This window comes from Bacillus stratosphericus (genome assembly GCF_020524495.1).
Taxonomy (GTDB): Bacteria; Bacillota; Bacilli; order Bacillales; family Bacillaceae; genus Bacillus; species Bacillus stratosphericus_B.
In genome coordinates, this window is the sequence record NZ_JAIVLB010000026.1 from 40,248 (window position 1) to 46,565 (window position 6,318).

The following is a 6,318-nucleotide window of genomic DNA, read 5'->3' on the forward strand; positions in this document are numbered from 1 at the left end:
ATAAATGAAGTAACCTAGAAAGTTGGGAAAATCATGTGGAACAAAAAAACGGGTATGACGATCTTAAAAATGCTTTTTCCGATCGTGATCATCCTAGTCTTGATTTTTGTCGCCAAGCAGGAGCTGAGCGGCCTTTCCATTAAAAAGACGTTTTATATTATCGACAGCTTGAATCGAATGGATTTGTTTATTCTTGTCTTTCTTGGACTTGTGGCTGTTTTATCGATGTCCTTATATGATTTTATTTTAAGAAGAAGCCTTGATATGCCCATCAGCGGATGGAAAACGATTCGCATTTCTTGGATTGCCAACTCCTTTAACAGTGTACTTGGCTTCGGTGGTTTATCTGGGGCAGGGCTCAGAACACTTTTATACAAGGAATACATATCAGATACGAAAAAACTGCTGAAAGGCATTGCCCTTTTGACATCCTCTGTCCTTTTGGGTTTATCTATTTTCAGTGATTTGATTTTGGTTAGAGTTCTGCCTGTTGAAAGTATTATCAGTCAGGAGCCATGGCTGTGGGTATTTGTGATTATCTTTGCCTGTATTGTACCGATATACATCATCATGGCCTCGATTCGAAAAAGCTCAATTGAGAGCGGTGAAAATGGGCTGAAGCATCCGGTCTATGCATATATCGGCGCATCCTTTTTGGAATGGCTGGCAGCTGGTCTTGTCATGTACATGGCTGTCGTCTCGATGGGAATGAACGTCGATGTCCGTATTGTATTAGGTGTGTTTGCCATTGCGTCAATTGGCGGTTTAATCAGTATGGTTCCAGGCGGGTTTGGTTCATTTGATCTGATCTTTTTACTCAGTATGCAATACATTGGTTTTGATAAAGAGATGGTGCTGACGGCGCTTGTATTATATCGCTTCGTGTACTCGATCTTCCCGTTTATCCTTGGACTATGTCTTGCAGCATATGATTTAACCGGGACGACTCTTAGACGTTTTGAAGGTAACCCCAAAATGGCACCTGCCATTGAAACAACGAACGTGTTAATAGTCTTGCATCGAGCCCTATTAATCCGTTTATTGTATGGTTCTTTATCCATTTTAACGTTTGGAAGCGGCCTATTAATTATGGCTTCCGTTGTGCTTCCTGTCGATCGTTTAGGTGTAATTACAAGCATTCCGCGCTTTCTGTTATCAGGATTTAATGGTCTTTCTTTAATGTTCGGGATCATTCTAATGATTTTGTCCATTGAAGTGTACAAAAGAACAAAAAGGTCTTACGTGTTGACGATGATTGCTCTAGCTGGTGGCTTTGTGTTTACCCTGCTAAAAGGGTTTAATCTGAGTTCGATCTTTATGTTGCCAGTCATCATGGCGGTATTTTTCTCTCTAAGAAATCAATTTGTGAAGCAGCAGGCGCCTTATTCCTTGTATCAGTTTGTGGCAGCAGGCGCCGGATACTTACTCGTTTTGTTTAACTATCATGTCATTGGTAAATTTATCTGGTTGAAAATCGGTTATTTCCTAAGTAAAGACTATTTGGTGCATAATGAACGGCATATCACGATGATAAGCATGATTGCTTTAATCGGGGTACCGCTTTTCTTTTTCGTTAGTAAATTAATATTTAATAAAAAGGCATTTCCTATTGGAGAAGAAGCAGATAAACAAAAATTAAAGGCATTTTTAGAAGGAAAGGGAGGAAATGCCCTCAGTCATCTTGGCTTTTTAGGAGATAAAAAGTTGTTTTTCTCAAGTGATGGAGAGGCGATGCTCCAGTTTGGCCGAATTGGCCGCTGCGTCATTGTGCTCGGTGATCCATCTGGATGTCAAGCGTCTTATCCGCTTGTACTTGAAGAGTTTTTGCAGCAGACCGAAAAAGCAGGCTATCGTGTTGCATTTTACCAAGTAGAACGTGAGGGAATGGCTCTCTATCATGACTTAGGTTTTCACTTCTTTAAACTTGGGGAAGAAGCAGTGGTCGATTTAGAAACATTTTCTCTGTCGGGAAAGAAAAAATCGAATTTACGAGCTATTGCCAATAAGTTTGAACGAGAAGGCTATACCTTTGAGGTGGTGGAACCGCCTTTTTCAGATGAGTTGATCTCTACCTTAAAACATATCTCCGACAGCTGGCTTGGAAAGAAAAAAGAAAAAGGGTTTTCTCTCGGCTACTTTCATGAAGAATACTTGCAAAAAGCACCGATTGCGATCTTAAAAAATGAACGAGGACAGATCATTTCCTTTGTATCGTTAATGCCGATGTATCAAGAAGGAGAGATATCCATCGACTTAATGCGTCATATGCATCATGCACCAAACGGGATGATGGATGCGCTGTTTATTCACCTGTTTCAATGGGCGAAAGAAAAAGGATACAAATTCTTTAACATGGGGATGGCGCCTCTATCGAATGTGGGGACGTTCCATCAGTCATTTCTTACAGAACGTTTGGCGAGTGTCATCTTCAACAATGTCAGATATATGTATAGTTTCAGCGGCTTACGGTCGTTTAAACAAAAATACAAACCCGAATGGCGCGGGAAATATCTGGCATATAAAAAGAATACGTCATTGCCCGTCACGATGGTGCTTGTTACCAAACTAATCGGGATGGACCCAAATCGAAACTGACGTCCATAAGTTCAAAAACTTTTACCTTTCACTAGGTGAAGGTTTTTTTAGACAAAAGAACAGCAGAAGTGGTAAGGTTGAAGGGTAAGGGGGATATTAGGATGACATTAAATGAATGGTTTACAAAGGGATTAACTGAACGTACATATGTACACAATATGGAGAAAAACCGTGTAAACTTACTCACGGTGTACAACCAGTACGCAATCCACCAAAGGGAAAAAGAGCTGCTTCAACGGTTGCAAAAGAAAAAGCTAAAAGCGCTTGTCATCACAGCGGATTGGTGCGGGGATGCGATGGTCAATGTACCTATTTTCATGCGTATCGCGAGTGAAGCACTTATTGATGCGCGCTATTTTATTCGGGACGAGCATCTAGACCTGATGGATCAGTATTTAACGAACGGGACCGCAAGATCAATTCCGATTATCGTGATCATTGATCAGGACGGGAAAGAAGTGGGAAAATGGGGACCTCGCTCAATAGAAGCCCAGCGCTTTGTCGATGAGAAAAAACCGGATAAAGATGCACCAAATTTTGAAGAAGAATTTAAGGTATTTGCGAAAGAAGCCGCACATTACTATACGACAGATCGTTACTTATGGAAAGATATTGAGAAAGAAATAGTAGAAGTTTTGGCAGAAATATAAACCAAAAGACTACTTCGCCGCAATGGGAAGTAGTCTTTTTTTATCTTGTTTTTGCGTTTCACCTACAAAACACCGCATAAAGATGTAGAAAAACCGCAGAAAACCGCAAAGCACCACGATTTTCCCAACCACTTTTAGTTGAAAAACCTCATATATGCCATGAAATCATCCATTTTGCTCTTATCTAAAGGCTCATATAACGCACGTTGGTTTACTTTTTCCCAATACAAGAGGCCTAGCAACTATAGTAATCTAGTTGTAATCTCCTTTGAACGAACTAAAAAAACAATGACAGAAAAGGACTGACGATCAATCTATGAAAAAAATCATTTATCTCGATCAAGAAAAAAAGAAGCTCTCTGAATCAAAAAAAAGAGAACAGCGTTCCATCAAATCACTTAGGCTGCTTGTGTTTTATGACGGACAAAGTCCTTCGTGTGCAAAAGCGATTGATCTGTTAAAATCACTCGATTGGAAAAACCGTATTCACTTTGAATCATTTAGACGTTCACAACTGCTTAGACTGAATAAAATAAGTAAGAAAAAAGCAGAAAAACGAATCGTGTCTATATCCTTAGCCAAAAATCAGAAAAATTCAGGGATTTATACTTGGTTGCGAATTGCTTGCAACATCCCTGTCTTATGGGGAACGGTCCCATTCATTTTGCTCAGCATTTGGCTAGGCTTTGGCCAACATGCGTACGATTATTTTATGAGAAAACGGTCTATTCATTCTGTCCAACAAGTCACCCGTCCTGATACAGATCAACAAAATACCATCTAATCAATAAAAAAGCATGACCTTCGATCGGCAGAAGGTCATGCTTTTTTTAATAGGGAACATATGAGGCTAAGTGATCAAGAAGCTTCTCGGTGTAGGACATATACTCATGCTCGTCAAGCTCAGAAGCCGTATAAGAAAGCAAGGTTCTAAGAGCAAACAAGTACTCACTGTGTAGCTGATTGTGTTCAAAGTAAGGAATGGCCGCTTCGACTAAATATGTTTTCAAATCATGAGGATTCTCCTCAATCATCAATTTATAAATTTTAATCATATATACACAGTTTGGCTGAATACGAGGCTGTTTTAACAGCTCGTGTATGTAGGGAAGTGCCTTCTTACGATCATATTCAGCATATAATGTGGCAATTTCATATAGTGTCTCACAGTAATGATCTTCTATTTGTTCTTGATTAAAGTAATTGAGTGAATCTAGTAAATAAGGCACAGCGGATGAGAAATCACCTTCACGTTTTAAGAGAACCCCATAATAAAAATAAGCAGTCATTTTAATATAGGCATCAGGGTGAAGCGAAGTGTGCAAAATCACTTCTTTTAAATATTTTTTGGCTGTTTGAAAGGCCTTTAATTCCAGCGAGATCACCCCATGAATCAGTGTACAATGAATGATTCGTTTGAAATTGTTCTTTTGTCTATATAAATCCATCGCTTGATGAGTCGCCTCAAGCGCGTCCCCAAGATGGCCCATGTTTCCAAGTGCTTTTGCATAGTGATAATACAGGTCACTCTGTTCAACAGAAGCGTAAGAAAAGCAGCTTTCAAGTCTTTTCAGTCCTTCTACGAGCTGACCATTTTTTATCTGATAAATTCCATCTAGATATTCAAAAATTTCTTTTTCCGTTTCAATAAAGGTTTTTTCAAACTTTTTGAGCACGCGGTGTGTGTCTAAGGCAAGTGGCTGTTTTTCCGTTAATAAATAAAATTGAAATAAGGACAAGTGATACTGAATCCCTAAATCTAGCGAAAAGAACTGTTCCTCGTGATGAATGATCATTTCGGCATTTTGTTCAGCCTGATCGAGTGCATAGAAATACATGTTCATTTGAAATTCATCCAACAACGACAGCAAGTGACGCGCCTTTTGCGACAGCGTTTCTTGGCTGATGCCAAGCCGTTCAAGCAGTAGATTGATCGTATCTTGATTGGCCTCTTTTGAGCCATTTTCAATTTTACTTAAATGAGAGACAGAACAAATCCCGTCTGCCAATTCAGATTGGGTCATATTTTGTTTATAACGATATAGCTTGATAATTTGCCCAATATTGATTTTCATTCCATTCAGAAGCCTCCCTTCCAATCATGGGTTGAAAGCTTTTTGAAAAGATGGCCAAATGAGACGAAATGGGAATACCTTAAATAATTTCATCATATTGGCTATTTTCTCATAATTTGTTTAAAACGTAATATGATTGTAACATTACTTGAAAAAATCAAACAACTTTTTAGCAGATGAAGAGGATCCTCTATTTGCAACAACACGATATGATGTTTATAATGAGAATCAATATCAATTAAAATTGATTGAAAGGATGACATATATGCCAGAAATAAAACCACAAACAGAAGCCTTAACGGTTCGAGATGCTGTCAGATATAGACGATCGATTCGCAAATTCAAAGAAACTGTGGTGACCATTGAGCAGCTTCAGCCATTATTAGAGGATGCGGTCTATGCACCGAATCATAAAATTACTGAACCTTGGCGCTTTCTTTATGCCACGACAGATGAAGCAAAAGCGACATTTGTTGAGCGGTTCATTGCTTTCTTTAAACGAAACAACCCAAATGCAAAAGAAGAAAAAATCAATCAATACAGAGAATACTTTTCAAAAGTACCAGCGCTTTTACTTGTCGTTTTAAAGGAAGACGAGAACCCAGTGGTGAGAAATGATGATTTTGCCGCAGTGAGCGCTTTGATTCAAAACCTTCAGCTACTCGCTTGGGATCAAGGAATCGGGATGGTATGGAAGAGCGGTCGCATTTTGTACGACAAAGACTTTCAACAAGAGATGGGATTAAAGGAAAACGAGCGTTTTGCAGCGATCCTTCACATTGGTTACCCAGAAGAAGTGCCTGAGGAAAAATCACGTCAGAAGGCATCAAGTCTGCTTACTGAAATCAAATAAAAGAAAAACAGACCTTTTAAAAGGGTCTGACCCCCGTTTTTGAGACAGGGATCAAAACACCTTTATACAGCCAATTGCCGATAGTTTATCGGTGATTGGTTGTTTAGTTTTGTTTGAATACGAATGTTGTTATAATAATAAATGT

Annotated in this window: 6 protein-coding genes; 4 read left to right on the forward strand and 2 right to left on the reverse strand. The window is 39.0% G+C overall.

The genetic code is table 11. The features are described 5' to 3' along the window. Positions 1-33 precede the first annotated feature (33 nt). From mprF to LC033_RS11605, 3 genes are all read left to right on the forward strand, one after another. Positions 34-2,595 (forward strand): bifunctional lysylphosphatidylglycerol flippase/synthetase MprF, encoded by a 2,562-nt coding sequence (gene mprF / locus LC033_RS11595; RefSeq protein WP_226568567.1) that lies wholly within the window; start codon positions 34-36, stop codon positions 2,593-2,595. Between the two features lie 101 nt (positions 2,596-2,696). Continuing rightward, positions 2,697-3,245 carry a thioredoxin family protein gene (locus LC033_RS11600; RefSeq protein ID WP_226568569.1) on the forward strand — a complete coding sequence of 183 codons (549 nt, stop codon included), beginning with the start codon at positions 2,697-2,699 and terminating at the stop codon, positions 3,243-3,245. A 316-nt stretch (positions 3,246-3,561) separates the two neighbouring features. Further along, the gene (locus LC033_RS11605; protein WP_226568572.1) at positions 3,562-4,029 is read left to right on the forward strand and encodes a DCC1-like thiol-disulfide oxidoreductase family protein; all 468 of its coding nucleotides are present in this window, start codon (positions 3,562-3,564) and stop codon (positions 4,027-4,029) included. A gap of 46 nt (positions 4,030-4,075) precedes the next feature. Here LC033_RS11605 and LC033_RS11610 read toward each other — a convergent pair whose 3' ends face one another. Next, on the reverse strand, positions 4,076-5,320 hold the full coding sequence (locus LC033_RS11610) for a helix-turn-helix domain-containing protein (protein WP_226568574.1): 1,245 nt from the start codon (positions 5,318-5,320) through the stop codon (positions 4,076-4,078). A 265-nt stretch (positions 5,321-5,585) separates the two neighbouring features. On the opposite strand from LC033_RS11610, the gene LC033_RS11615 reads away from it, so the two are divergent. Then, positions 5,586-6,173, forward strand: a complete 588-nt coding sequence (locus LC033_RS11615) for a nitroreductase family protein (protein ID WP_226568583.1) — start codon at positions 5,586-5,588, stop codon at positions 6,171-6,173. Positions 6,174-6,235: 62 nt separating this feature from the next. Here LC033_RS11615 and LC033_RS17305 read toward each other — a convergent pair. Next, on the reverse strand, positions 6,236-6,318 hold an 83-nt coding region (locus tag LC033_RS17305), incomplete at its 5' end, for an IS3 family transposase (protein WP_326847912.1).